The sequence below is a fragment of the Brachybacterium sp. GU-2 genome, from assembly GCF_030866705.2.
Lineage (GTDB): Bacteria > Actinomycetota > Actinomycetes > Actinomycetales > Dermabacteraceae > Brachybacterium > Brachybacterium conglomeratum.
Genome location: NZ_CP133037.2, coordinates 1007493 through 1031553 on the forward strand (window position 1 = coordinate 1007493; position 24061 = coordinate 1031553).

Here is a 24061-nt window from a genome sequence, read left to right on the forward strand (position 1 = left end):
GGTCCGCGGATCGGCCCGCCGGGTCCTGGGCCGCGTTCAGGGACGCGGCAGCCGCGCGTGGCGCGGGTCCGTCGAGGTGCGGGTCGCGGCGGGCCGCGCGCCGGGGACGCGATCGACGACGGCGGGTTCGTGGGCGCTCTTCGCGGAGCGGTCCAGCAGCTGTCCGGCGGCCGAGCCGAGCCGGCCGAGGCGCGGGGCGCTCATCCGCCGACGGGCCGGCGCTCCGCAGTCGGGGCAGACGAGGTCCTCGTCGCGGGCGCTGATGGGCACCGAGCGTTCGTACTCGTGCGCGCCCTCGCAGCGGAACTCGTAGATCGGCACCGGACCCTCCTGTCTCCTGCGCTGCTTCGCCGTGATGCTCATCATAGGCACCTCGCGGCGGTTGCGCCGCCTCCGGCGGCCGGGCGGTCGCCCGGCGGGAGTCGGGCGGGAGCGGGCGGGTGCCGGGCGCGGAGCAGGGGCTGTGCGGGATGCGACTCAGAGCGGGAGCTTGAACCCGAGATGGCTCGGGGCGTACCCGAACCGGGTGTAGAAGCGGTGGGCGTCCGTGCGGGCGGCATCGGTGGTGAGCTGGGCGAGAGCGGCACCGCGCTCGCGCCCCCAGCGATGGGCCCACTGCATCAGCGCGGTCCCGAGGCCGCTCCCCCGCGCGTCGGCGGCCACGCGCACCGACTCGATCTGCAGGCGCAGCGCCCCTCCGCGGGAGAGGGACGGCAGCAGCGTCAGCTGCAGCGTGGCGAGCAGCGCGCCCGCCTCGTCGCGCGCCGCGAGCAGGAGATGCGCGGGATCCCGGTCGATCGCCGCGAAGGCCCGGCGATAGGGGCCGAGCTCCCGGGCCTCCCGCTCCCGGCCCAGCACGTCGTCGGCGAGCAGGGCGACGAGCTCGGGCAGGTCCGCCTCGCGCGCGCGGTGCAGGGCGACGGGGCCGGTGGGGAGGTCCAGGATGTCCAGCGCCGTCATGGACGCCATTGTGCGGGTGCCCGTCAGGAGGAGGGCACGCGCTCCGGGTGCCCGTCCTCGGCACAATGTCCCCATGAACGCGTCCCCGTCCTCCGCCACGCCCTTCGCCCCCGGCACGCCCCGCAGCGCGCAGCTTTCCTTCTCGGACCAGCCGGCCTGGATCGTCGCCGACGAGGTGGTGGGCGGCTGGACCCTCCTGATCGGCGGCGTGGAGCAGTCCCACGTGGACCTCGAGGATCCGACGCGGCTCGTGCACGAGTACCTGCGCCGGATGGGCAACGTGCTGGACCAGGTGCGGCCGGCCGGGGCGCCGCTGCGCATCGCGCACCTCGGCGGCGGGGCGCTGACCCTGGTCCGCTACGTGCAGGCGACCAGGCCCGGCTCCGCGCAGCTGGTGATCGAGATCGAGCGGGAGCTGCCCACCCTCGTCACCACCGCGCTGCCGCTGCCGGAGGGCACGGAGCTCGAGGTGGTCATCGGGGACGCGCGCGAGGAGCTCGCCGCGCTCGGGGAGCGGGAGTTCGATGTGATCGTGCTCGACGTCTTCTCCGGCCAGGACTCCCCCGCCCATCTCGCCGAGGCCGCGTTCTACCGCGAAGCCCTCTCCCACCTGGGGGCCGACGGGCTGCTGATGGTGAACGTCGGCGACGACGCGGGGCAGCTCTTCCTCGCCGCGCAGGTGCGGGAGCTCGAGGCCGCCGCTGCGGTGGTGGGGGTGCCGGGGGTGTGGACGCTCACCGATGCGCAGCTGCTGGCACGCCCGGCCGACGGGAACATGGTGCTGCTGGCCGGCGGCGCGCTCGCTTCCCCGGCGGTCGAGGACTGGCGCGCAGCCTGGCTCGCGGCCGGGCCGCACCCGGCCGCCGTGCTGGATCCTCACGAGACCGAGGAGGCCGTCGGCCGCGTCGGCCGCTCCTGACAGGTCGCCCCCGTCTGCCCGCCCCTGCCCGGCCGGTGCAGACGGGCCGGCCCCGCCCGGGACGATGACGGCCGCCGCCCCGCTGATGGGGCGACGGCCGTCGCGGCGAGATCGGCTCAGACCAGCTCGATGCGGGCGCCGGGATCGTTCATCACGATCACCGGGGTCACGGTCGGGTGCCCGGCCGCACGGATCGCGGCGAGGTCGGCGCGCAGCAGCGGCATGCCGGCGACGACGCGGTCTCCCGTCTGCACGAGGGTCTCGAAGCCGTGCCCCTTCATCTCCACGGTGTCCAGGCCCACGTGGATCAGCACCTCGACGCCGTCCTCGAGGGTCAGCGCGACGGCGTGACCGGTGGGGAACACGTGGGCGACGGTGCCCTCGGCCGGGGCGAGCACGAGCCCGTCGCTGGGCTCGATCGCGATGCCGGGGCCCATGATCCCCTGGGAGAAGGTCGGGTCCGGCACCTGGTCGAGCGGCACCGAGGTGCCCTCGACGGGCCGGCGCAGGCGCACGAGGGAGGAGGCCCGCAGCGCGGTGACGCTCCCGCCTCCCGCCTCGGCGGCGTCCTGCTCCTCGAGGGCGCGGACGTCCTCCTCGGCGACGGGCCGGTCCGTGCCGCTCATGATCCGCTCCATCGCGTCCTTCACGAACTGGACGGAGGTCCCGTAGATCACCTGGACGGAGTGCCCGCCGGGCTTCATGGTCCCGGCGGCGCCCGCGCGCTTCAGCGCCGCCTCGTCGACCTTGGAGACGTCCGCGAGCTCCATCCGCAGGCGCGTCGCGCAGTTCTCGAGGTCGGTGATGTTCGAGGCGCCGCCGAGGGCGGCGAGGAAGGCGGTCGCGGTCGCGGCGTACCTGCCGTCGCTCGCGGCGTCCTCCCCCTCGACCCGGCCGTCGAAGGAGTCGTCGCGGCCGGGGGTCTTCAGGTCGAACCTGAGGATGATCCAGCGGAAGGCGAGGAAGTAGACGGCGAACCAGAAGATGCCCATCAGCGGAATCGCCCACGGGTTCTGCGCCATGGGGTTCACCCAGCCGAGGACCAGGTCGATGAACCCGCCGGAGAAGCCGAAGCCCATCCGCACCGGCAGCAGCGCGCTGATCGCCATGGAGATACCGGTGAACAGCGCGTGGAGCAGGTACAGGCCGGGGGCGAGGAACATGAACGCGAACTCGAGCGGCTCGGTCACGCCCACGAAGAACGCGGCGACGGCGCTGGAGAAGAGCACGCCCGCGGCGACCTTGCGCCGCGAGGTCTTCGCGGTGACGTACATGGCCAGGGCCGCGCCGGGCAGGCCGAACATCATGATCGGGAAGAAGCCGGTCATGTACTGACCGGTGACGCCGTAGGTGCCGGTGCCGTCCAGGAAGTTGCCCAGGTCGTTGATGCCGGCCACGTCGAACCAGAACACGGAGTTCAGCGCGTGGTGCAGGCCCAGCGGGATCAGCAGGCGGTTGAGGAAGCCGTAGAGGCCCACGCCCACCGGCCCGAGCGTCAGGATGAACTCGCCGAAGGCGACGAGGCCGGAGAACACCAGGGGCCAGATGAAGAACAGCGCCAGGGCCAGCACGAGGGAGAGCCCGGCGGAGACGATCGCGACGGAGCGGCGCCCGGCGAAGAAGGCGAGCGCGTCGGGCAGCTCGGTGTCCTTGAACCTGTCGTAGGACCAGGCGCCGATCAGGCCGCACAGGATGCCCACGAACACGTTCTCGAGGTTCGAGAAGGCCAGGTTCACGGCATCGGGCTCGATGCCCTGGAACAGGGCGACGTTCTCGGGGGACAGCAGCGTGGTCACCACCAGCCAGGAGACGAGGCCGGCGAGCGCGGAGGTGCCGTCGGGCTTCGTGGCCATGCCGAGCGAGACGCCGATCGCGAACAGCAGCGGGAGGTTGTCCAGGAGCGCACCGCCGGCGGTCGTGAAGAAGACGCCGACGAGGTTCGCGTCGTTCCCGGTGGCGGTCAGGATCCAGTAGCCGATGCCGCTGAGGATCGCGGCGACGGGGAGGACGGCCACGGGCAGCATCAGCGATCTGCCCAGGCGCTGGAAGAACTTCATCAGGGCCTCTCAGGAGGGAGGGGCACGGCGGATCCCGCGGCGAGGCCGCGGGGCGGGGTGCGCCCGGTGGTGGTCAGGGTCGGTGCGGGGCGCGGTGGGTCCCGCTCCCCGGTCCGGGATCGCGCCGACGTGCGGTGGCGGCGCGGCAGGACCTGCCAGGCGCCCGTCGGACCGGCGGCGTCGCCGAGGTGGGTCCCGGTGCGGGGGCCGACGGCGGTCTCGGGCCGCGTGGACGGTATCACGCCGGTTCCCCGGTCCCGACGGACCGGGCTCCGGACGACGAGCCACCCCGCGCAGTGCATACATCGGTGGCACGATTCCCCCGAAATCACCGGTGCTCCCGCACAGGGACGAAATCTCTGCATACACTCATGCCATGCGGGCCAGTGACCGCGCCTACACGGCGCTGCGCGAGGAGATCATCGACGGCTCCCTCGCGCCCGGCGCCGTGCTGGGCGAGGTCGAGCAGTCCCGGCGACTGGGCCTCTCGCGCACCCCGCTGCGCGAGGCCCTGGCCCGGCTGGTCTCCGACGGGCTCGCCGAGCCCGCCGCGGGCCGCGGGATCGTCGTCACCGCCGTCTCCCTCGAGGAGGCCGCCCCGCTGTTCGACCTCCGCATCGCGCTGGAGACCCTCGCCGCCCGCCGCGCGGCGGAGCGCATCGCGCGGTCCGACGGGACGTCCGGCGCGCGGGGCGGGGCCGACGCCTTCGCCGCTCTCGCCGACCGCTTCGCGCAGGCACGCGGCCTCCTCGCCGCCGGCACCGACCCCACCGCCTACTACGCCCTGACCCGCGAGCTCGACGCCGCGCTGGACACCGCCTGCCAGAACGCCTATCTCGCCGAGTCCCTGCGCGGTCTGCGCCTGCACCTGGGCAGGCTGCGACGCCTGGCGCGCAACTCCCCAGGTCGCCTGGCCGACTCCGCCCGCGAGCACGCCGACATCGCCCGTGCGATCGCCTCGGGGGATCCCGAGCTCGCGGCGGCGAGCACCCTCGTCCATCTGCGCCGCGCCCTCGCCCACCTGCAGGGCGCCGGCATCCCCACCGACCCCGCCGCATCCGCCGAACCCGCGCACCAGGAGGCCACCGCATGATCGACCACGACGTCCGCGTCCACCGCTCCGAGGAGAACCTCGCCCACGAGGACCAGCTGGCCTGGAAGATGGCGCAGGTCGCCGTCGACCCGGTCGAGGTCGAGCCCGAGGTCGCCGAGATGGTGATCAACCGCGTCATCGACAACGCCGCCGTCGCCGTCGCCTCCCTCACCCGCGCCCCGATCGTCTCCGCCCGCGCCCAGGCGCTCAGCCATCCCGTCCCCGCCGGAGGCACCGGCTCGAGCGTTGTCGGCCTCGAGACGCGCACCTCCCCCGAATGGGCGGCCTGGGCCAACGGCGTCGCCGTGCGCGAGCTCGACTACCACGACACCTTCCTGGCGGCGGACTACTCCCACCCCGGCGACAACATCCCGCCGCTGCTGGCCGTCGCCGAGCACACCGGCCGCACCGGCGCCGAGCTGCTGCGCGGCATCACCACCGGCTACGAGCTGCAGGTGGACCTGGTGCGCGCGATCTGCCTGCACGAGCACAAGATCGACCACGTCGCCCACCTCGGCCCGTCGGCCGCCGCCGGGATCGGCACGCTGCTGGGCCTGCCCGCGGAGACGATCTTCCAGGCGATCGGGCAGGCGCTGCACACCACCACCGCCACCCGCCAGTCCCGCAAGGGCGAGATCTCCACCTGGAAGGCGCACGCCCCCGCCTTCGCCGGGAAGATGGCCGTGGAGGCGGTGGACCGCGCGATGCGCGGCCAGACCTCCCCGGTCCCGATCTACGAGGGCGAGGACGGGGTGATCGCCTGGCTGCTGGGCGGCCCGGACGCCCGCTACACGGTGCCGCTGCCCGGTCCCGGCGAGGCCAAGCGCTCGATCCTGGACACCTACACCAAGGAGCACTCGGCCGAGTACCAGGCGCAGGCCTGGATCGACCTGGCCCGGCGACTGCACGCCGAGCACCCCGAGCTCGCCGACCCCGGCAGCGTCGACTCGATCCTGCTGCGCACCTCGCACCACACCCACTACGTGATCGGCTCGGGCGCGAACGACCCCCAGAAGTACGACCCGACCGCGTCCCGCGAGACGCTCGACCACTCCATCCCGTACATCTTCACGGTCGCGCTGCAGGACGGGACCTGGCACCACGTCGACTCCTACGCCCCCGAGCGCGCCTCCCGCGAGGACACCGTCGCGCTGTGGCAGAAGGTCACCACCGAGGAGGACGCGGAGTGGACCCGCCGCTACCACTCCCTGGACCTCGCCGAGAAGGCGTTCGGCGGCGAGGTCGTGATCACCCTGGCCGACGGGAGAACGCTGCGCGACGAGATCGCGGTGGCCGATGCGCACTCCCAGGGCGCCCGGCCCTTCGCCCGCGCGCAGTACATCGACAAATTCCGCTCCCTCGCCGACGGCGTGCTCGAGGAGCGCGAGATCGCCCGCTTCCTCGACGCCGCGGAGAACCTCGCCGAGCTGCCCTCCGGGCAGCTGCATCGCCTGAACGTCCTGGCCGCTCCGGGCGTGATCGACCCGTCGGCCGCCCCGAAGGGACTGTTCTGATGCTGTCGAGCACCCGCACCCCCGCCCAGAAGCGGCAGGACCTGCGCTCCCTGCTCACCCCCGGCGCCGCCGCCCCGTTCCCTGGCGCGTTCACACCGCTGTCCGCGAAGCTGATCGAGGAGAAGGGCTTCCCCGGCGCGTACATCTCCGGAGCCGTGATCGCGAACGAGCTGGGCCTGCCGGACATCGGCCTGACCACCCTCAGCGAGGTCGCGACGCGCGGCGCCCAGATCGCCCGCTCCACCGACCTTCCCTGCCTGATCGACGCCGACACCGGCTTCGGCGAGCCGATGAACGTGGCCCGCACGATCCAGGAGCTCGAGGACGCGGGGCTCGCGGGCTGCCACATCGAGGACCAGGTCAACCCCAAGCGCTGCGGGCACCTGGACGGCAAGACCATGGTCGACCTCGGCACGGCGACCAAGCGGATCCGCGCCGCCGCCGACGGCAGGCGCGACCCCGGCTTCCTGGTCATGGCCCGCACCGACCTGCGTGCGACCGACGGCCTGCCCGCCGCGATCGACCGGATGAAGGCGCTGGTGGACGCGGGAGCCGATGCGATCTTCCCCGAGGCGCTGGCGGACCTCGGCGAGTTCGAGCAGGTCTGCGCGGCGCTTGACGTCCCGGTGCTCGCGAACATGACCGAGTTCGGGAAGTCGCAGCTGTTCACCCGTGAGCAGCTCGCCGAGGCGGGCGTCGCGATGGTGATCTACCCGGTCACCCTGCTGCGCGCCGCGATGGGCGCGGCCGAGCGGGTGCTGGAGACGATCCTGGAGACCGGCACGCAGGAATCCCGTGTTCCGGAGATGCTCACGCGTGCGCGGCTGTACGAACTGGTGGACTATGAGTCCTACAGCCGCTTCGACGCCTCGGTCTTCGACTTCGAGGTCCCCGCCGCGCACGGCACCGACCCGCACGCCCCCGACCGGACACCGCCGTCGACGAAGGAGTGAGCCCCATGAACCACGCCACCGACACCTCCGAGATCAGGAAGGGACTGAACGGCGTCGTCGCCGACGTCTCCGCGATCTCGAAGGTGAACCCCGAGACCAACTCGCTGCTCTACCGCGGCTATCCCGTCCCGCAGCTCGCGGCGACACAGTCCTTCGAGGCGGTCGCCCATCTGCTGTGGACCGGGGAGCTGCCCGAGGCCGACGAGCTCACCGCGCTGCAGGAGCGCTTCCGCGCCCACCGCGGCCTCGACCCGACGGTCAAGCAGGCCCTCGATGCGCTGCCGACGACCTGCCACCCGATGGACTCGGTGCGCACCGCCGTCTCGGTCCTCGGAGCGCTGGACCCCGACGCGGAGGACTCCTCCCCCGAGAGCGAGCTCGCCAAGGCCGAACGGCTCACGGCGCAGCTGCCGGCCGTGATCGCCTACGAGCAGCGTCGGCGTCGGGCCGGGGGACCGACCGAGCCGGTCCCCGCCCGCCAGGACCTCGACCACTCCCAGAACTTCCTGTGGATGACGTTCGGCGAGGAGGCGGCGCCCGAGGTGGTCGACGCCTTCCGCGTCTCGCTGATCCTCTACGCCGAGCACTCCTTCAACGCCTCGACCTTCACCGCGCGTGTGATCACCTCGACCCTCGCCGACCTCCACTCGGCCGTGACCGGGGCGATCGGCGCGCTCAAGGGCCCGCTGCACGGCGGGGCGAACGAGGCGGTCATGCACACCTTCGACGAGATCGGCATCCGTCCGGAGGAGTCCGGCGCCGAGGCGAAGGAGCGGGCGAGGGCCTGGATGGAGGACGCCCTCGCGCAGAGGAAGACGGTGATGGGCTTCGGCCATCGCGTCTACAAGCACGGCGACTCGCGCGTGCCCACCATGAAGCAGGCTCTGGACGCGATGATCGCCCACACCGGCCGCGACGAGATCCTGGGCCTGTACGACGGGCTCGAGCAGGCGATGGACGAGGCGAAGGGCATCAAGCCGAACCTCGACTACCCCGCCGGTCCCGTCTACCACCTGATGGGCTTCGACACCGAGCTGTTCACGCCGCTGTTCATCGCGGCGCGGGTGACCGGGTGGACGGCCCATGTGATGGAGCAGCGGGCGTCGAACGCGCTGATCCGTCCGCTGTCGCAGTACGACGGGGTGGACGAGCGGCCGGTCCCCGGCGCCTGATCCGGCTGGTGCCGCGAGTCCTGGCGCTCAGGAGCCGGGGAGGTCGGGCAGGGCCGCGGCGGCGGCGCGGATGTGCTCCGCGGTCAGCCTCGCGGCTTCCTCGGTCTCCCCCGCCCGGAGCGCGTCGAGGATCTCCCGGTGCTGGGCGCGGAGCATGTCGGCCATCGCGTCCCAGTCCTCGACCTTGGTGAAGGCCTCGAGGATCGGCGCCCGCAGGGAGGCGCGGATCGCCCCGGTCATCTCCGCGAACAGCGCATTGCCGCCGGCGCGGGCGATCGCGACGTGGAACTCGGTGTCCGCGTCGTTGAAGTCCTCGCGGCTCGCGCCGGGACGGTCCATCCTCGTCAGGAGCTCCTCGAGCTCCGCGAGCTCCTCCGCGTCCGCGCGCTCCGCGGCGAGCGCGGCGCTGGCCCGTTCGAGCAGGATCCTCGTCTCGACCACGTCGTGGACGGGGAAGTTCGCGAGGGCGACGTGCAGTCGCAGGAAGCGCTCGAGGGCGGCGCGGGGCAGCGCGGCGACGAAGGTGCCGGCCCCACGTCCGGAGCCGACCTCGGAGCGGAGCACCCCGTGGGCCTCGAGCACCCGGATCGCCTCGCGCACCCCGGTGCGGCTCACCTGCAGCCGGGAGGCGAGCTCCCGCTCGGGCGGGAGCAGGTCCCCGACGGCCAGCGCACCGCTCATGATCTGGTCCTCGATCGCGTCGATCACCAGCTCGTGGGTGCTGCGACGGGACACAGGACCCCAGGCTGCACCGCCGGCTCCGGCCGTGCTCCGATGCGGTCCGACCTCCGAGTGGTGCGCGTTCTCGACCATGGGCCCGTTCTAGCACGGCCGGCTCTGCGATCGCACGGCCCGCTCTCCCCACCGGACTGCGCAGGACGCATCCCGTCCCGGTCCGCTCCGGTCCCGTCCCGTCCCGTCCAGGGGGTTGCCTCGCCGCCGCCCTGGCCCTACGATCGCCATGTGGTCGGACCACACCGTGGTCTTCCGCTCCCTCTCCCTCACGACTCACCAGGCACGACATCGACGGCGATGCAGTGCAGCACCGCCGCTGACGTGTCTCGGAGGTTCCCATGTACACCCCAGACCTCGCACCGCTGGCCGGCAGCCTGATGCTGTCCTCGCTCGTCGCGATCCTCCCCCTGCTGACGATCTTCGTGACCCTCGGAGTGCTGCGTTGGAAGGCGCACTGGGCAGGCCTCTCGGCACTGGCCGTCGCAGGCCTGGTCGCCGCGCTCGTCTACGGCATGCCCCTGGACCTCGTCGCCCTCTCCGCCTCGCAGGGGTTCGCCTTCGGGCTCTTCCCGATCATGTGGATCGTGCTGAACGCTATCTGGCTGTACGAGCTCACCGTCCGCAGCGGACGCTTCGAGGACCTCCGCCTCGTCATCGACAGGATCTCCGACGATCCCCGGGTCCAGGCGATCATCATCGCCTTCTGCTTCGGCGGCCTGCTCGAGGCCCTCGCCGGCTTCGGCGCTCCCGTCGCGATCACCGGCGTGATGCTGATGGCGGTGGGCTTCACCGCGATGCGCGCCGCGACCGTGGTGCTCATCGCCAACACCGCCCCGGTCGCCTTCGGCGCGATCGCGATCCCGATCATCACCGCCGGCAACCTCACCGGCATCCCGTACCAGCACATCGGCGCGATCATCGGACACCAGGCGCCGTTCCTCGCCGCCGTCGTGCCGCTTTTCCTGGTGCTGCTGGTCGACGGTCGGCGCGGGGTGCGCCAGCTCTGGCCGCTCGCGCTGGTGGTCGGCCTCGTCTTCGCGATCAGCCAGTACGTCTCCTCGAACTTCATCTCCGTCGAGCTCACCGACATCATCGCCTCCCTCGCCGGGCTCGGCGCCGCGGTGCTCATGCTGCGCGTGTGGAAGCCCGTCGGTGGGAAGGACGCCCTGGCGAACATGCACCGCGAGCGCGAGACCGAGCAGGCCGACGCCCCGCGGGACGGGACCGGCGCCGTCGCGGCCGCCACCCGCACCCGACCCGACACCGCCCTGACCTCGGGCCGCGTGCTCATGGCCCTGTTCCCCTACCTGCTGGTGATCCTGGTCTTCTCCGCCTCGAAGCTGGTGCCGGCGCTGAACTCCTTCCTCGCCTCGACGGATCTGAAGATCCACTGGCCGGGTCTGGACGGCCGGGTGCTCACCGCCGCCGGGGAGGTCTCCACCAGCACGGTGTACACCCTCCAGTGGCTCTCCTCGCCGGGCACCCTGCTGCTGCTGACCGGGATCGTGGTGGCGCTCGTCTACCGACTCGGCGCGCGGGACGCCGTCGACGTGTACGTCACCAACCTCGTGAAGATGCGTTGGTCGATCCTCACCGTCGCCGCGGTGCTCGCGCTCGCCTACGTCATGAACCAGTCGGGGCAGACGATCACCATCGGCACCTGGATCGCCGGCACCGGCGCCGCCTTCGCCTTCCTCTCCCCGATCCTGGGCTGGCTCGGCACCGCGGTCACCGGCTCGGACACGAGCGCCAACGCCCTGTTCGCGACGCTCCAGCAGACCGCCGCCGAGAAGGCCGGGCTGGACCCGGCGCTGCTGGTGGCCGCGAACACCTCCGGCGGCGTGGTCGGCAAGATGATCAGCCCCCAGAACCTCACCATCGCGGCGACCGCCGTGGGCCTGGTCGGTCAGGAGTCCGCGATCTTCCGCCGCGTCATCTGGTGGAGCCTCGGCATGCTCATCGCGCTGTGCCTGCTGGTCGGGCTGCAGTCGAACGTGCTGTCCTGGATGATCCCCACCCTCTGACCCGCTCCCGCTCGCCCCGATACGACCGTCCGACACGAAGGAGGACCCATGGTCCAGCGTCAGATCCCCCGCCCCTCCGAGCTTCTCGAGCTCATGAAGTTCAAGAAGATCGACCTCGACCCCAAGCGGCGACGGCTCTCCTCGGCGCTCACGATCGAGGACCTGCGCACGATCGCGAAGCGACGCACTCCCGCCGCGGCTTTCGACTACACCGACGGCGCCGCCGAGCGGGAGATCTCGATGCGCCGCTCCGTCGAGGCCTTCGAGGACATCGAGTTCCACCCCTCGATCCTGAACGACGTCTCCTCGGTGGACACCACCACCCAGATCCTCGGCGGCAGCTCCGCGCAGCCCTTCGGCATCGCCCCCACCGGCTTCACCCGCCTGATGCAGACCGAGGGCGAGATCGCAGGTGCCTCGGCGGCCGGCGAGGCCGGTATCCCCTTCACCCTCTCGACCCTGGGCACGACCTCGATCGAGCACGTCAAGGAGGCCAACCCGCTGGGTCGCAACTGGTTCCAGCTCTACGTGATGCGCCAGCGGGAGATCTCCTACGGCCTGGTGGAGCGCGCCGCCGAGGCCGGCTTCGACACCCTCTTCTTCACGGTGGACACCCCCGTGGCCGGTGCACGGCTGCGCGACTCCCGCAACGGCTTCTCGATCCCGCCGCAGCTCAGCCTCGGCACCGTCGTCAACGCGATCCCGCGCCCCTGGTGGTGGTGGGACTTCCTGACCACGGCGAAGCTCGAGTTCGCCTCCCTCTCGGAGACCGGCGGCACCGTCGGGGAGCTGCTGAACTCCGCGATGGATCCCTCGATCGACTTCGAGGACCTCGCCGAGATCCGGAAGATGTGGCCCGGGAAGTTCGCGGTCAAGGGGGTCCAGACCCTCGAGGACGCGAAGAAGCTCGCCGACCTCGGCGTCGACGCGGTCGTGCTCTCCAACCACGGCGGCCGCCAGCTGGACCGCGCCCCCGTGCCCTTCCATCTTCTGCCCGAGGTGGCGCGCGAGATCGGCAAGGACGTCGAGATCATCCTGGACACCGGCATCCGCAGCGGTGCCGACATCGTCGCCGCGATCGCGCTGGGCGCCGACTTCACGATGATCGGCCGCGCCTACCTCTACGGGCTCATGGCCGGCGGCAAGGAAGGCGTGGACCGCACCATCGAGATCCTCGCGAGCCAGGTCGAGCAGACCATGAAGCTGCTGCAGGTCCCCACCCTCGCCGATCTCGGTCCGCAGCACGTCACGCAGCTCGGCCGCCTCACCCGCCTCGGCGAGGAGGAGCGCCGCTCCCGGGTTCTCTGACCGGCCCGCCGCGGGGCGCGTCGGCCGGTCCGACGCGCCCCGCCGGCCGTGTACATCAGCGGCGCGGAGTCCTAGGGTCGAGCCATGACCCCCGACGACGCCGCCCCTGCCGCTCCCTCCCTCGACGACCGCAGCGCCCCGGACATCAAGCCGCGCAGCCGCACGGTCACCGACGGTCTGGCCGCCACCACCTCCCGCGGCATGCTGCGCGCGGTGGGGATGGGCGATGCGGACTGGGACAAGCCCCAGATCGGCATCGCGAGCTCCTGGAACGAGATCACCCCCTGCAACCTGTCGCTGGACCGGCTCGCCCAGGCCGCGAAGGAGGGCGTGCACTCCGGCGGCGGGTACCCGCTGCAGTTCGGCACCATCTCGGTCTCCGACGGGATCTCGATGGGGCACGAGGGCATGCACTACTCCCTCGTCTCCCGCGACATCATCGCCGACAGCGTCGAGACGGTGATGCTCGCCGAGCGGCTCGACGGCTCCGTGCTGCTGGCCGGCTGCGACAAGTCCCTGCCGGGGATGCTGATGGCCGCGGCGCGGCTCGATCTCGCGAGCGTCTTCGTCTACGCGGGCACGATCATGCCCGGCCGCGCCGCGCTCTCCGACGGCACGGAGAAGGACGTGACGATCATCGACGGCTTCGAGGCCGTCGGCGCCTGCGCCCGCGGGCTGATGAGCCGGGAGGACGTCGGCCGGATCGAGCGCTCCATCTGCCCGGGCGAGGGCGCCTGCGGCGGCTTCTACACCGCGAACACCATGGCGACGGTCGCCGAGTCGATCGGCATGTCGATCCCCGGCTCGGCCACTCCCCCGTCGGCCGACCGGCGCCGCGACGCCGACGCGCGCCGGGCGGGCGAGGCCGTGGTGGGGATGCTGAGGCAGGGCATCACGACCTCCGACATCATGACCAAGGCCGCCTTCGAGAACGCGATCAGCGTGGTGCAGGCCTTCGGCGGCTCGACCAACGCAGTGCTGCACCTGCTCGCGATCGCGCACGAGGCGGGCGTGGACCTCACCCTTGAGGACTTCGCCCGGATCGGTGCGAAGGTGCCGCACCTCGCGGACCTCAAGCCCTACGGCCGCTACGTCATGAACGACGTCGACCACGTGGGCGGCATCCAGGTGGTGATGAAGACGCTGCTGGACGAGGGCCTGCTGGACGGGGACTGCCTGACCGTCACCGGTCGCACGATCGGCGAGAACCTCGAGGTGCTGAAGCCCCGCCCGGCCGACGGGACCGTGCTGCGCCCGGCGACCGCGCCGATCGCCCCGACCGGCGGGATCACGATCCTGCACGGCTCGCTCGCCCCCGAGGGCGCGGTGGTGAAGTCCGCGGGCTTCGAGGAGGACGTCTTCGAGGGGACCGCGCGCGTGTTCGAGCGGGAGCAGCATGCGCTGGACGCGCTGAACGACGGCACGATCGACCACGGCGACGTGGTGGTGATCCGCTACGAGGGCCCCAAGGGCGGGCCGGGCATGCGCGAGATGCTCGCGATCACCGGCGCGATCAAGGGCGCCGGGCTCGGCAAGGACGTGCTGCTGATGACGGACGGCCGCTTCTCCGGCGGGACGACGGGCCTGTGCGTCGGCCACATCGCCCCGGAGGCGGTGGACGGCGGGCCGATCGCGTTCGTGCGCGACGGGGACCGGATCCGGCTGGACGTCGGTGCGGGCACCCTCGACCTGCTGGTCGACGAGGCGGAGCTCGCCGCGCGGCAGGAGGGCTGGGAGCCGCTGCCGCCGAAGTTCACCAAGGGCGTGCTGGGCAAGTACGTGAAGCTCGTGAAGTCCGCCTCGCGCGGCGCGATCCTCGGGGACTGAGCGGGGCGGGGACGGCTCAGGGCTCGGCGACGAGCAGCACGAGGGACCCCTCGTAGCGCGGCAGCGTGCGCAGCGCGCCGTGTCTGGCGTCCCAGGTGCCGTCGAGCAGGTCCCCGGCGAGCTCCCGGGTGAAGCGGTCGATCACCGCAGGCTCGACGAGGCTCCAGGCGGAGCAGGCGCGCTGCGCCTCGGTATCGAGCAGGTGCTCGGGCCGTCCGTAGTACGCCTCGGTGAACCCGTCGGTGCAGCCCTGCGGGATCAGCACGGTGCTGATCGAGACGCTGCCGCCGAGCCCCTCGGCGAGCGCCTCCGGCGACGGGCAGCGGCGCGCCTCGACCTCGAGCACCTCCGGCGCGTACTCCCGCACCCAGAACTCCTGCACGCGGGCCGGGTCGCAGGTGAGGATCACGACCGGGCCGCGCGTCACGCGGCGCAGCTCGGCCAGGCCCGCAGGAAGGTCCTGCCACTGGTGGACGCTGAAGGTGGTCATGGCGGCGTCGAAGGAGTCGTCGGCGAAGGGCAGCTGCTCGGCGGTCGCGTCCACGGCCGGGGCCAGGTGGGCGGGGCGCTGGGCCCGCATCACGGCGGAGGGCTCGACGGCGATGACCTCACGGTCCGTCGGCTCGTAGGAGCCCGCCCCGGCGCCGACGTTGAGCACGGTGCGCGCCTCGCCGAGCGCCTGGGTGATCACGGCGGCGAGCCGCGGGTCGGGGCGTCGGTAGCGGGAGTAGGTGGACCCGAGGGCGCCGTAGTCCGCGTCTCCCGCGCTGCCGTCCTGCATGCGCTGTGCCATGGGGGTCAGCCTAGTGAGGGGCTCGGGCGTGGACGGCCGCGTGCGGCCGGGCGCCCGGGTCCGTGCGCGTCTCGACATCGAGGACCTCGAACCCCGCCGCCTCCACGAGCTCGGTCATCCGGCCGACGGGCCAGTGCTGCGCCGGCGCGACGGCGTGGTCGAAGGGCTCCTGCCGCGCCCCGTCGAAGAACCCCAGCAGCAGGGTCCCGCCGCGGCGCAGGGCCCGGTGCAGCGCGGCGAGGGCGCCGGGCATCGCCGCGGGCTCGAGGTGGATCAGCGAGTACCAGGCGAGGATCCCGCCCCAGGTGCCCGGGTGCCCTTCGAGGTCGGCGAGCGCGGCCCGGCGATAGGCCGTCCCGGGACGGCGGTCCCGGGCGCTCCGCACGAACTCCGCCACCGGGTCCCAGCCCTCGACCTCGTGGCCGAGCGCAGCGAGGTGCGCGGTCCAGTGTCCGGGGCCGCAGCCGAGGTCGAGCAGCGGCCCACAGGCCGTGCGGGCCCAGGTCTCGATCCGTCGGACGTCCGCCGGGGCCATCGCCTCGACGCTGCCGAGCAGCGCGGTGTACTCCTCGGCGCGGCGGGCGTAGGCCTCCAGTGCGGTCATGGACGAGGATCCTAGGCGGCAGCGGCAGGGCCGCCCTTCAGGCGCGCGAGGACGAGCAGCGCGGCAGGGACCAGGACGAACAGGAACCCGCTGGGTCCGAGGATCCACACGCAGCCCAGGGCCCAGAGCCCGAGCACGGGCCCGAACGCCGCGGGTGCTCGCCCTCCCTGCCTCCCCAGACGGATCAGCAGCAGGGCGAGCAGGACGCCGGGGAGGACGAACCCGCCGGGCAGCCCCCAGAACTGCGCCGCCTCGTCGAGGCTCGCCTCGGTGGTGCGCAGCGGTCCGGCGAGCCAGTCGGCCCAGTACGGATGGAGCGAGAAGGCGAGCGTGTGCAGGGCGCAGATCGCGAGGAGGCTCCAGCCGGCGGCCGTCGTGAGGCGGTCGGGACGGGGGCGGGTGCGGAGGGCGGGGGTGTCGGTGGTGGTGCTCATGGGACGAGCCTCGCCCTCGCCCGTCCCGCCCGCCTCCCTCCCGCGAGCGACTGCGCACCCCCGTGCGGGGGAACGGCGGGGCCGACCGCGTCGCTCCGCTCGTCCGTCGCACCCCGCTCCTAGGCTCGTGAGCATGTCGCCGTCGCGCCGCTCTGCTGCGCGCTCCGTCCCCGCCGATGCGGTGCGGGCCGAGCGCGAGCGGATCCGCGCGCTCCTGCTCGCGCAGCGTCCAGAGCTGGGCGCTCGCCTCGCCGTCGGCCCGAGCGGTGCGCTCGTGATCCCGCTGCGCAGGGGCGGGAGCGTCGAGATCGGCAGGATGCGCCGACGAGGCACGCCCCGCTGGGTCGTGGTCGCACCGTCGGCGGCGGGCGCGCGGGTGCGAGAGCCCGCGACGCCGAGCGCGATCGTCCGGGTCGTCCTGGCCGCGCTCGACGAGGACGCGACGGGCAGGTCGCTCAGCGCGGTGCGATGAGGTCCGCGAGGATCTCGATCTGGGGGCGGAGGATGTCCTCTCCGAGGGCGACCGCATCGGGGCCGAGCTGGCCGAACAGGTGGGCGCTGATCACACCGACGAGTCCCGACCAGGCCGTGACGGCGCGGGCGGCGGTCGCGGCGTCCGCCTCGATCGCGAACTCCGTCAGATGCCGGTCCAGCAGCTCCGAGACCGCAGGGGCGAGCGCCGGCGACTCGCCGAGCGGTCGATCCCCCCGGGCCGCGTCGGCCGCGATCGCGAGCACCTCGCGGGTCACCTGCGTGCCGGGCGCGTTCGTGGTCTCCGACGGCGCCGCGTAGCCCGGGACCGGGGTGCCGTACAGCAGCGACCAGCGCTCCGGGGCGGCGAGCGCCCAGCTCGACATCGCCCCGCCGAGGGCGAGGAAGCGCTCGCGCGGCTCGTCGCCGGCGCCCGCGAGACGCTCCTCGACCGCGGCGGCTAGGTCCTCGTAGGCGTCGACGATCAGCAGCGTCAGCAGCTCGTCGCGGCTGGCCACGTAGCGGTAGACCGCCGAGGAGACCATGCCGAGGCCGCGGGCGATCTCGCGGACGCTGAGGCCGGCGACGCCGCTCTCGGCGAGCTGGGCGTTCCCGAGCTCGACGATGCGGGCCATGGTGCGCTCCCGGGCGAGGGCGCGGGATGTCGGTGCGGCGTTCATGCTCCGCATCCTCCCACACTCCGAGAGCACTGCTCTTGACGTCGAACCGAGAGCGGTGTTCACTGTTCTCGACAGAACAGAGAGCAGTGCTCACATTCGGGAGGCAGTCATGCATCACCTCGTCATCGGAGAAGGACAGATCGGCCGCGCGATCATCGAGCGGGCGCTCGCGGACGGCGACACCGTCACCGTGCTGCGCCGCACCGCGAAGGACCCCTCCCCCGGGATCCGGCGCGTCGCCGGGGACGTGCTCGACCCGGCGGCGCTCGGGGCCGCGATCGACGGCGCCGACGCCGTCATGGCCACCTTCCACGCCCCCTACGACGCCCGGCTCTGGCGCCAGCAGCTCCCGCCCCGCGAGCTCGCCGTGCTCGACGCGGCCGCCGAGCGCGGGATCCCCGTCGTCCTCCCCGAGTCCTTCTACGGCTTCCAGGGCGAGGCCGCGTTCCTCACGGAGGACGCCTCGCCCAGTCCGCAGGACGAGAAGGGACGGGTGCGGGTGGAGCTGCTGGCCGCGCGCCGTGCGCACCGGGCCCGCACCCTCAGCGTCATCGCCTCGGACCTGATCGGGCCGAGCACCGTCGGCACCGGAGCGGCGGTCGCGACCGCGATGGTGATCGAGCCGCTGCTCGCGGGGCGTCGCGCGATCCTGTTCGGCCGGGCCGACGCGCCGCACACCCTCACCCATGTGCCGGATCTCGCGGCGGCGATGCTCCACGCCGCCCGCCGCGCCGAGCACCTGACCGGGGCCGCGGGCGATGCGGTGCTGAACGCCCCTGCCGCCCCCGCCCGCACCCAGCGGGAGCTGATCGCGGAGGTGTCCCGGCTCGTCGGCGCGCCCGCCCGTCGGCCGATCCCGATCCCTCGGGCGGCACTGACCCTGCTCGCGCCGTTCAACACCTTCGCCCGTGAGCTCCACGGGATCTCCGGGCTCTGGTACGGGCCGTGCGCGCAGGTGCCGGGGCGTCTCGAACGGGAGGAGGGGCTCGTCGCGACGAGCTGGGAGGACGCGGTCGGCGCGACGGTCAGGGCGGCGCAGGGCGCTCGCGACACGAAGGCTGTTAGCGTCGCCCCATGAGCGACTCCACCCCCGCCGCCGGCCCCTCCCGCCACCTGTCGATCGTGATCGACCGCCCCTGGCGTCGCGTGTACGAGTACGTGAGTGATCCGCGGAACCTGCCCCGCTGGGCGGCGGGGCTCGCGGGCAGCGAGGTGCAGCGGGAGGTCTCCCAGTGGTCGATGAGCTCGCCGATGGGGCGGGTGCTGGTCAGCTTCGTGCCGGAGAACGATCTGGGCGTGGTGGACCACACCGTCACCCTGCCCACCGGCGAGTCCGTGCTGAACCCGCTGCGGGTGCTGCCGCTGACGGAGGAGAGCTGCGAGGTGGTGTTCACCCTGCGCCGCGGCTCGATGAGCGAGGCGGAGTTCGCGGAGGACGCCGAGGCCGTCGGCGCGGACCTGGCGACGCTGAAGGAGATCTGCGAGCAGGGCTGAGGGTCGGGGCAGGGATGCCCAGCGATCGAGAAGCACACCCAGCGGCTCTTCGCGAAGCTCGGGCTGAGCGACGACGCGAGCGGTCACCGGCGGGTGACAGCGGTGCTGACGCTGCTGGGGAAATGGTCGAACGGCCGGCTCGCGCGGCCCGCCTTTCCTCCACAGTCGGGGGCTGTGCACAATTCTTGTCGAGGTATTGACAGGCCCACTTCCTCGCATTTTCCGCGGTCAACCCAAGGCGTCAACATCGAACCGTTTCTCCGACGGGTCCGGCAGGGCGCGCGCGACGGGCAAACACTCGTCGCATCGCGCATGACCAGCACTCTCACCGCACAGACGCCGACACGGCCACCTCGACCTCTCCTCCACACACCCACGTTATCCACAGTTCTGTCCACATTTACGAGAAGGCCGTAGGATTCATCCACAGATTCCCTTCAGTCCTGGTGTCACAAATCGCACACACGTACGATGGAGGCATGGCTCACACGAGACGGCAGGACGACGGGGACCGCCCCGGTGGGGACTCCTGCCGCCCCGGCGCAGAGCCCCCGTCGGCCCGCGCGTCCGGGCCTGACGGCGGTTCTGAGCCGGCCGGCGGTCCTGCAGAGGTCGACGTCCTGGATCGGGCCGCCGCGCAGCTCGCAGGCCTCGGCGCCGACCCGTCGGCCCGCGCGGTCCTCGCCGAGGTGCTGACCTCTACCCTCCACGCCTTCACCCGCACCCGGTCCACGCGCGATCCGCTGCCGGACACTGCCCCCGGCAGCGCCGAGGAGGCCCTCGCCGTGCTCGCCGGGCTCGATCACCTGCGCTCCGCACTCGCCGCGATCGACACGACCTGGCAGGTGCAGGCCGAGCAGAGGATCGCTCGCGACGACGAGGCGCACGAAGTCCCCGCCTCCCGTCGCGGCAAGGGTGCATCCCACGAGATCTCGCTCGCCCGTCGCGCCTCCCCCTCCGCCGGCTCCTACTCCCTCGCCGCGGCGCGCCGGCTCGTCCAGCAGCTGCCCGGCACCACCTCTGTGCTGCGCAGCGGACGGCTCACCGCAGAGCAGGCCTCGACCGTCGCGACCACGCTCGACGGCGCCTCCCCGGAGACCTGTGCACGGATCGACCGACTGATCGCCGAGGACCCCGAGGCGCTGCAGGGACGCGGGAGGAAGCGCCTGGCCTCCGACCTGCGCGGCATGGTCCAGCAGCTCGAGCCCGAGGGCTCGCGGGACCGGGCCGAGCGCGCCGCACGCGCACGCCACGTGACGATGACGCCGCTGGCCGACGGGATGGCGCGGCTCAGCGCGGTGCTGCCCGGCCTCGAGGCGACCTCCGTGATGCAGACCCTCCACGCCCGCTCCGAGTCTCTCCGCGCCGCCGGATCCCGCACACCCGCACGCGCCCTCGAGGCGGACCTGCTGGTGGATGCCGTGCTGCGAGCAGCCCCCACGGGCACCGCCCTCACCCCCACCGCCTCCCGGCCACGGCTCGACCTCGGCATCGTCATCACCGACAGGGCGCTGCTCGGTCGCGGTGACGAGGAGGAGTGCGCCCTGCTCGAGGGCTACGGAACGATCCCCGCCCACGTCGTCACCGACACCCTGCAGGGTCGGCCTCCGGGACGGATCCGCGAGGTGGGGTCCGAGGATCCGCCGGTCGTCAGCGGGACTCCTGCTGCGGAAGGTCCGTCCGAGGGGGACGATCCCGTAGGGACCAACGATCCACACGGTGCCGGTGCCAGCGATCCACCGGACCGTTCCGCCCCGATCGAGCACCCCGACCAGGAAGCCGCCGCCGTCTTCCGTCGGCTGTACGCGAGTCCGCGCCCGGGCGAGCTGGTGGCGATGGAATCCCGGGCGCGCGCCTTCCCCGTCGGGCTCTCCCGGCTGATCCGTCTGCGGGACGTCACCTGCCGCACGCCCTGGTGCAATGCGGTGATCCGCCACATCGACCACGTCGTGCCCCATCACCGCGGCGGGCCGACCAGCTACGAGAACGGCCAGGGCCTGTGCGTGCGCTGCAACCTGGCCAAGGAGCACGGGCAGTGGGAGATCACGGCAGCCGACGCGGAGGCCGGTGCCGGGGCCGACGGCGCGGCCCGACATCGCTGGACCAGCCCGCACGGCGCCGTCGGCTACTCGTCGCCGCCGAGCGTGATCCCTCCGCCCCTCCGCGCCGAAGGGTCCGCTCATACCTCTGGGGACGACTCCGCCCCGACGGAGGACGGGGGCTCCCCGCTCGGCGGCGATGCAGAAACTCCGTGACTCCCGCCGCCCCCGCCGCCTACGCTCGCGCTGACAGCCGACGGAGCGACCGGATCCCGGGTCAGCGGACCTTCCGGGCCAGCGTCGTGATGACGTGCCAATGCTTCTTCTCCGCGAGGAAGCGGCCGTCCTCGTCGCGCACCGAGCGGTCGATCACGTGGAAGTCGCGGAACATCGCGTCGATCTCGTGGAGCGGGAGCGTGGCGACATCGGGCAGCTCCGCCCAGGAGTCGTTGGGGCCGAAGAAGTCCACGGCCATCACGCCGCCGCGCGGGAGGGCGCCGACGAGCTTCGCCCACACCTCCGGCAGCGCCTCCGGGCCGAGCAGGCCCAGGGTGTAGGTCGAGTAGACGATCTGCGCGGACGGGAACTCCGCCACGTCCTGGATGTCGGTGTGGTGGAAGGTCACCGAGCCGCTCATGCGCTCGTTCTCCACCAGGCGGGCAGCGAGGGTGTCGTCGCTGTCGTAGGCATGGTCCTGCCAGCCGCGCCGGGCGAACTGGAGGGAGTCGGCACCGGCGCCGGCCCCCAGATCGAGCACGACCCCGGGACGGCGGTCACCTCCGGCCGCAGAGATCGCCTTCCCCACGAGCCGACGGGCGGGACGGCCCGCGGCGTGGGCGTTCAGCGCCGCCCAGTCAACCTTCTCCGCCGTGTCCATGTCTGTCAGGCTCCACTATGCTGTTTCCCAGTTCAACTTCCCGTGACCCAGGCCGCGTCCTATTTCGTCACGGGCGAACAGGAGCCCCTCGGAGGGTCACCGCGCGACCCCTCTAGGATGGCGGGATGACGGCCACCTCCCTGCGGATCGCCGCGGTCTGCCTGCACACCTCACCGCTCACCGAGCCCGGAGGCGCGGACGCGGGCGGCATGAACGTCGTGGTGCTCGAGCAGTCCCTCGCCCTCGCCCGGCTGGGCCACCGCGTCGACCTCTTCACCCGACGCTCCGACCCCGACGCGCCGGCCGTGGTCGAGGTCGCCGACGGGGTGCGCCTGCTGCACCTCGACGCCGGGCCCGCCGCCCCCGTCGCCAAGGGCGACATGGACGCGATGATCCGGCCCTTCCGCGAGCAGCTGCGGCCGCACCTCGCCGACGGCGACTACGACCTGGTCCACTCCCACCACTGGTTCAGCGGCGTCGCCGCCCTGCCCCTCGCCCGGGAGCTGGACCTCCCCCACCTGCAGTCCTTCCACTCGGTCGCGGCGCCCGAGGGCTCCTCGACGCTCGAGGCCGGGGAGCCGGCCGAGTCCGAGGGTCGCATCCCCGGCGAGCAGTTCGCCGCGACCGGCTCCGACCTGGTCATCGCCGTCTCCGACGCGGAGGCGCGCACCGTCGTGGAGCGCTACGGCGTTCCCGGAGAGCGCCTCGCCGTGGTCCGCCCCGGCGTGGACGTGGACCGCTTCCACCCCTGCGAGGACGTGCAGGCCCGGCGCCACCGCCCCACCCTCCTGTTCACCGCGCGGATCGAGCCGCTGAAGGGCCCCGACCTGGCGCTCGAGGTCCTCGCTCGGCTCGACCCCGCACGGGGCGCGCGGCTCGTGCTGGCCGGCTCCGCCGCCCCCGCCTTCGCCGAGTACCTGGAGTCGCTGCGGGCCCTCGCGAAGGAGCTCGGCGTCGAGGACCGGGTCGAGATGGTCGGCACCCTGGACCGCGATCAGCTCGCCGAGGAGATGCGCTGCGCCGGCGCTCTGCTGCTGACCAGCTGGTCGGAGACCTTCGGCCTCGTCGCCCTCGAGGCGCAGGCCAGCGGCACTCCCGTCCTCGCCTGGCGCGCGGCCGGCGGGGTGCGGGAGGCCCTCGCGCCCGACGGCCTGGTGCAGGGCAGCCGCGACCCCGATGTCTGGGCCGAGACCCTCGAAGCGCTCCTCGACGACGAGGACCGCTACGCGGCGGCGGTCCGCGCCGCCCGCGAGTTCGCCGCCTCCCGCACCTGGGAGGCGACCGCCGAGGCGCTCGCCTCCCAGTACACCCGACTCGTGGAGGAGCGCGCATGAGCACCGACCCCTGGCAGCTGCTCGGGACCGCACGCACCGTGCTCGCCGTCCACGCCCATCCCGACGACGAGTCGCTCTCCACCGGCGCGCTGCTCGCCGCGCTCGCCGCCGACGGCACCCGCGTCGTGCTCGTCACCGCGACCCGCGGCGAGGAGGGCGAGAGCGTCCCCGGCGCGGTCGCCGACGGGGACGAGCGCCCCCTCGAGGAGATCCGGGAGCAGGAGATCGATGCCGCGACCGCCGCGCTCGGGATCGCCGAGCGGCACTGGCTGGGCACCGCCCCCGCACTCGCGGCCGGCGCGGCCCCGCGCCGCTACCGCGACTCGGGCATGGCCTGGGTGCGCGAGGGGCTCGCCGGTCCCTCCCCCGACGCCGGCCCCGACAGCTTCTCCCTCGCCCCGCTCGAGCAGGCCGCGGACGACCTCGTCGCCCTCGTGGAGCAGTCCCGTCCGGACGTGCTGATCGGCTATGACGACGAGGGCACCTACGGGCATCCCGACCATGTGCGCGCCCATCACGTCGCCGTCGCCGCGGCCGAGCGGACCGGCGTGCCGCTGGTGCAGATCGCGAGCGACGCCGCGGCACCCGGCACCGTGGTGCGCGATCTCCCGCAGACCGCGGACGCGGTGGAGCGGGCGGTGGACTCCTACCGGACCCAGCTCACGCTGCGCGGACCGGCCGAGGGCGGGTTCGCGATCCGGCACGTCGGCGGGCAGGACGACACGGTCGCCCTGCGCACCGGGCTCCGGGGCTGAGCACCCCGCTCCGGGGTC

General features: G+C 73.0%; 23 protein-coding genes. 14 read left to right on the top strand and 9 right to left on the bottom strand.

The window, feature by feature from the left end; genetic code table 11:
- Positions 1-36 precede the first annotated feature (36 nt).
- Both RBL05_RS04670 and RBL05_RS04675 read right to left on the bottom strand, forming a co-directional pair.
- Positions 37-363, bottom strand: a complete 327-nt coding sequence (locus RBL05_RS04670) for an FmdB family zinc ribbon protein (protein WP_308740470.1) — start codon at positions 361-363, stop codon at positions 37-39.
- A gap of 114 nt (positions 364-477) precedes the next feature.
- Positions 478-960: a GNAT family N-acetyltransferase gene (locus RBL05_RS04675; protein ID WP_308740469.1), complete on the bottom strand. Its 483-nt coding sequence runs from the start codon at positions 958-960 to the stop codon at positions 478-480.
- A 73-nt stretch (positions 961-1033) separates the two neighbouring features.
- Between RBL05_RS04675 and RBL05_RS04680 the strand changes: the two genes are divergently transcribed.
- Positions 1034-1879, top strand: coding sequence for a spermidine synthase (locus RBL05_RS04680; protein WP_308740468.1), 846 nt, complete (start codon positions 1034-1036; stop codon positions 1877-1879).
- Between the two features lie 116 nt (positions 1880-1995).
- Here the strand turns inward: RBL05_RS04680 and nagE are convergent, their stop codons facing one another.
- On the bottom strand, positions 1996-3936 hold the full coding sequence (nagE, locus tag RBL05_RS04685) for an N-acetylglucosamine-specific PTS transporter subunit IIBC (RefSeq protein ID WP_308740467.1): 1941 nt from the start codon (positions 3934-3936) through the stop codon (positions 1996-1998).
- A 376-nt stretch (positions 3937-4312) separates the two neighbouring features.
- Here nagE and RBL05_RS04690 point away from each other — a divergent pair, with 376 nt between their 5' ends.
- From RBL05_RS04690 to RBL05_RS04705, 4 genes are read left to right on the top strand one after another with little or no spacing between them, the layout of a single operon-like run.
- Positions 4313-5029, top strand: coding sequence for a GntR family transcriptional regulator (locus tag RBL05_RS04690; RefSeq protein WP_308740466.1), 717 nt, complete (start codon positions 4313-4315; stop codon positions 5027-5029).
- On the top strand, positions 5026-6543 hold the full coding sequence (locus RBL05_RS04695; RefSeq protein ID WP_308740465.1) for an MmgE/PrpD family protein: 1518 nt from the start codon (positions 5026-5028) through the stop codon (positions 6541-6543). The genes RBL05_RS04690 and RBL05_RS04695 overlap by 4 nt, the downstream gene beginning before the upstream one ends.
- Positions 6543-7496, top strand: coding sequence for a methylisocitrate lyase (gene prpB, locus RBL05_RS04700; protein WP_308740464.1), 954 nt, complete (start codon positions 6543-6545; stop codon positions 7494-7496). The genes RBL05_RS04695 and prpB overlap by 1 nt, the downstream gene beginning before the upstream one ends.
- A 5-nt stretch (positions 7497-7501) precedes the next feature.
- Positions 7502-8668 (top strand): bifunctional 2-methylcitrate synthase/citrate synthase, encoded by a 1167-nt coding sequence (locus RBL05_RS04705; protein WP_308740463.1) that lies wholly within the window; start codon positions 7502-7504, stop codon positions 8666-8668.
- A 27-nt stretch (positions 8669-8695) separates the two neighbouring features.
- Here the strand turns inward: RBL05_RS04705 and RBL05_RS04710 are convergent, their stop codons facing one another.
- The gene (locus RBL05_RS04710) at positions 8696-9403 is read right to left on the bottom strand and encodes a FadR/GntR family transcriptional regulator (RefSeq protein ID WP_308740462.1); all 708 of its coding nucleotides are present in this window, start codon (positions 9401-9403) and stop codon (positions 8696-8698) included.
- Positions 9404-9741: 338 nt separating this feature from the next.
- Here RBL05_RS04710 and RBL05_RS04715 point away from each other — a divergent pair, with 338 nt between their 5' ends.
- The 3 genes from RBL05_RS04715 (at position 9742) to ilvD (ending at position 14562) form a co-directional block, all read left to right on the top strand.
- Positions 9742-11427 carry an L-lactate permease gene (locus tag RBL05_RS04715; RefSeq protein WP_308740461.1) on the top strand — a complete coding sequence of 562 codons (1686 nt, stop codon included), beginning with the start codon at positions 9742-9744 and terminating at the stop codon, positions 11425-11427.
- Between the two features lie 48 nt (positions 11428-11475).
- Positions 11476-12735, top strand: coding sequence for an alpha-hydroxy acid oxidase (locus RBL05_RS04720; protein WP_308740460.1), 1260 nt, complete (start codon positions 11476-11478; stop codon positions 12733-12735).
- 84 nt (positions 12736-12819) lie between these two features.
- Positions 12820-14562 (top strand): dihydroxy-acid dehydratase, encoded by a 1743-nt coding sequence (ilvD, locus tag RBL05_RS04725; RefSeq protein WP_308740459.1) that lies wholly within the window; start codon positions 12820-12822, stop codon positions 14560-14562.
- A 16-nt stretch (positions 14563-14578) separates the two neighbouring features.
- On the opposite strand, the gene RBL05_RS04730 is transcribed toward ilvD, so the two are convergent.
- From RBL05_RS04730 to RBL05_RS04740, 3 genes are read right to left on the bottom strand one after another with little or no spacing between them, the layout of a single operon-like run.
- The gene (locus RBL05_RS04730) at positions 14579-15355 is read right to left on the bottom strand and encodes a class I SAM-dependent methyltransferase (protein ID WP_308740458.1); all 777 of its coding nucleotides are present in this window, start codon (positions 15353-15355) and stop codon (positions 14579-14581) included.
- Positions 15356-15365: 10 nt separating this feature from the next.
- Positions 15366-15959, bottom strand: coding sequence for a class I SAM-dependent DNA methyltransferase (locus RBL05_RS04735; RefSeq protein WP_308740457.1), 594 nt, complete (start codon positions 15957-15959; stop codon positions 15366-15368).
- An 11-nt stretch (positions 15960-15970) separates the two neighbouring features.
- A complete protein-coding gene (locus tag RBL05_RS04740; protein ID WP_308740456.1) occupies positions 15971-16393 on the bottom strand; it encodes a DUF6463 family protein in 423 nt (140 codons plus the stop codon).
- A gap of 133 nt (positions 16394-16526) precedes the next feature.
- Here RBL05_RS04740 and RBL05_RS04745 point away from each other — a divergent pair, with 133 nt between their 5' ends.
- Positions 16527-16865, top strand: a complete 339-nt coding sequence (locus RBL05_RS04745) for a hypothetical protein (RefSeq protein ID WP_062949467.1) — start codon at positions 16527-16529, stop codon at positions 16863-16865.
- Here RBL05_RS04745 and RBL05_RS04750 read toward each other — a convergent pair.
- Entirely contained in the window at positions 16849-17544 is a 696-nt protein-coding gene (locus tag RBL05_RS04750; protein WP_308740455.1) for a TetR/AcrR family transcriptional regulator, read from the bottom strand. The genes RBL05_RS04745 and RBL05_RS04750 overlap by 17 nt on opposite strands.
- A 109-nt stretch (positions 17545-17653) precedes the next feature.
- Between RBL05_RS04750 and RBL05_RS04755 the strand changes: the two genes are divergently transcribed.
- From RBL05_RS04755 to RBL05_RS04765, 3 genes are all read left to right on the top strand, one after another.
- Positions 17654-18622, top strand: a complete 969-nt coding sequence (locus tag RBL05_RS04755) for an NAD(P)H-binding protein (RefSeq protein WP_308740454.1) — start codon at positions 17654-17656, stop codon at positions 18620-18622.
- Complete coding sequence (locus tag RBL05_RS04760) at positions 18619-19038, top strand: SRPBCC family protein (RefSeq protein ID WP_308740453.1); 420 nt, start codon at positions 18619-18621, stop codon at positions 19036-19038. Before RBL05_RS04755 ends, RBL05_RS04760 begins: the two co-directional genes overlap by 4 nt.
- Before the next feature lie 479 nt (positions 19039-19517).
- Complete coding sequence (locus tag RBL05_RS04765; protein ID WP_308740452.1) at positions 19518-21293, top strand: HNH endonuclease; 1776 nt, start codon at positions 19518-19520, stop codon at positions 21291-21293.
- A 61-nt stretch (positions 21294-21354) separates the two neighbouring features.
- On the opposite strand, the gene RBL05_RS04770 is transcribed toward RBL05_RS04765, so the two are convergent.
- Entirely contained in the window at positions 21355-21954 is a 600-nt protein-coding gene (locus tag RBL05_RS04770; RefSeq protein WP_308740451.1) for a class I SAM-dependent methyltransferase, read from the bottom strand.
- A gap of 125 nt (positions 21955-22079) precedes the next feature.
- Between RBL05_RS04770 and RBL05_RS04775 the strand changes: the two genes are divergently transcribed.
- Both RBL05_RS04775 and RBL05_RS04780 read left to right on the top strand, forming a co-directional pair.
- A complete protein-coding gene (locus tag RBL05_RS04775; RefSeq protein ID WP_308740450.1) occupies positions 22080-23288 on the top strand; it encodes a glycosyltransferase in 1209 nt (402 codons plus the stop codon).
- Positions 23285-24043, top strand: coding sequence for a PIG-L family deacetylase (locus RBL05_RS04780; protein ID WP_308740449.1), 759 nt, complete (start codon positions 23285-23287; stop codon positions 24041-24043). Before RBL05_RS04775 ends, RBL05_RS04780 begins: the two co-directional genes overlap by 4 nt.
- Positions 24044-24061: the final 18 nt, after the last annotated feature.